2 protein-coding genes are annotated in these 1,031 nt (G+C 48.8%); one reads left to right on the top strand and one right to left on the bottom strand.

Annotated features, from left to right (window positions below):
- Nucleotides 1-71: 71 nt before the first annotated feature.
- Nucleotides 72-473 carry a universal stress protein gene (locus AC2VE5_RS28405; RefSeq protein ID WP_486890856.1) on the bottom strand — a complete coding sequence of 134 codons (402 nt, stop codon included), beginning with the start codon at nucleotides 471-473 and terminating at the stop codon, nucleotides 72-74.
- Between the two features lie 149 nt (nucleotides 474-622).
- Here AC2VE5_RS28405 and pgk point away from each other — a divergent pair.
- The coding region (pgk, locus tag AC2VE5_RS28400) for a phosphoglycerate kinase (RefSeq protein ID WP_486890855.1) at nucleotides 623-1,031 on the top strand (409 nt) is incomplete at its 3' end.

Below are 1,031 nucleotides of genomic sequence, written 5' to 3'. Positions count from 1 at the left end.
CATCCGGCCTCAAGTAGGGGGCGAGTAATTTTAAGGGTTTAATAACCGCTTAGGCAAGGGGATGGAAAGATTTAGGGAACGACTAAAACCGGGCAAGGAGAAAGGTTAATTACCCGATTGCTGACACTTTCGGTCGCACCTTCTTCCATTAAGCCAATGCCGCGACAACCCATAACGATCAAGTCAACTCCAAGCTCGTCCGCGACATCACAAATTGTAAATGCCGGTTTGCCCTGGCGGTGAAGGGTTTCGGCTTGAACTCCCCACTCAGAGAAAATCTTCTTAGCGCTCTCTAAGAGTTGATCGATGCTAGCAGGAGGGGCCTGACTAACTTCTTCGTCTCCAACTGCCACCTCTTGTACTGAGAGAATAATCAAACGGCTTTGGCAAGATTTGACCAAATTTGACACTGTCTCGGCAGCTTCTTGGGAATCTCGGCTTTGATCAATTGGAAACAGAACAGTCTTAAACATTGCGCTTACGCTCCAGGGGCACGGACTCCGGTAAAATTATGGACGGCACTGCCAACTTAAATTTTGAAAACGGACTCAGTTGAATTCGTGGTTGAAAGCAAGGCTTGAGCAGCTAGGCAACAGTACAGACGCAGTTAGGAGATATTATTGTGCCCAAAAAGACTTTAGCAAATTTATCGTCCGCTGACTTATCCGGTAAGCGGGTCTTAGTTCGGGCAGATTTAAATGTCCCCTTAGACGATCAACAACAAATTACAGACGACACCCGGATTCGGGCGGCTCTCCCCACCATTCAGGATCTGACCTCCAAAGGGGCGAGCGTAATTCTTTGTAGCCATCTGGGGCGGCCTAAGGGGGTTGATGAGAGTTTGCGCCTGACCTCTGTTGCCGATCGGCTCTCGAAACTTTTGGGTCAGCCAGTTATCAAGTGTGATGACTGTATTGGGGATCAAGTTGCCAGTCAACTGAGTGACCTACAAGCTGGGCAAGTTGCCTTGCTCGAAAATGTCCGCTTTCACCCGGAGGAAGAAAAGAACGAGCCTGAGTTTGCCAAACAAC

The sequence above is a fragment of the Aliterella sp. E5.1 genome (assembly GCF_057473825.1).
The sequence above is the reverse complement of the archived record's forward strand: the minus strand, read 5'-3'. Positions and strand labels throughout refer to the sequence as shown.